This window comes from Paenibacillus oenotherae, assembly GCF_019443105.1.
Classification (GTDB): Bacteria; Bacillota; Bacilli; order Paenibacillales; family Paenibacillaceae; genus Paenibacillus_Z; species Paenibacillus_Z oenotherae.
Map to the genome: position 1 here is coordinate 1 of NZ_JAHZIJ010000078.1, position 738 is coordinate 738.

The window sequence follows — 738 nt, forward strand, 5'->3', positions numbered from 1 at the left end:
ACAACACCCGAAGTCGGTGGGGTAACCGCAAGGAGCCAGCCGCCGAAGGTGGGGTAGATGATTGGGGTGAAGTCGTAACAAGGTAGCCGTATCGGAAGGTGCGGCTGGATCACCTCCTTTCTAAGGATATACCTGATCTCGATGAAGATCAGATACTATGACAGGTATCGCTCATGTTCAGTTTTGAGAGAGCAAGTCTCTTTCAACAATAGCATAACATCAAACATCCGTTTGGTGGCGATGGCGGAGGGGACCCACGCGTTCCCATCTCGAACACGACCGTTAAGCCCTCCAGCGCCGATGGTACTTGGACCGCAGGGTCCTGGGAGAGTAGGACGTCGCCAAGCGGGTGCACTATGCACTTGTAATACCGACAAAGGTTGATCGGAATACGCGGTCAAACATTTGCGGAATTTGCACCTTGAAAACTGGATACGAAAATTGCGTAACATAGAAACATCCTTTAGCTGAGTTTATACCACGCAGTTTCGACTGCAAGGCGAAGGTTGTTCGTATTGAAGCGACTTTTGTAGACATGTTTCTACCGCTAATCATTTAGTGTTCAAGAAATGTTTCTACAACGGAGTCTCAATCGAAGAACCGGAGCTTATGGTTAAGCTACTAAGAGCGCACGGAGGATGCCTAGGCGCCAGGAGTCGATGAAGGACGCGGCGAACAGCGAAATGCCTCGGGGAGCCGTAAGCAGGCTTTGATCCGGGGATGTCCGAATGGGGAAAC

The 738-nt window shown here is 50.7% G+C and carries 3 rRNA genes; all 3 read left to right on the top strand.

Annotated features, from left to right (window positions below):
- Positions 1 to 120 (top strand): 16S ribosomal RNA (locus K0T92_RS24625); the annotation flags it as partial.
- Positions 121 to 230: 110 nt separating this feature from the next.
- A 5S ribosomal RNA gene (rrf, locus tag K0T92_RS24630) occupies positions 231 to 347 on the top strand.
- 264 nt (positions 348 to 611) lie between these two features.
- Positions 612 to 738, top strand: a 23S ribosomal RNA gene (locus K0T92_RS24635); the annotation flags it as partial.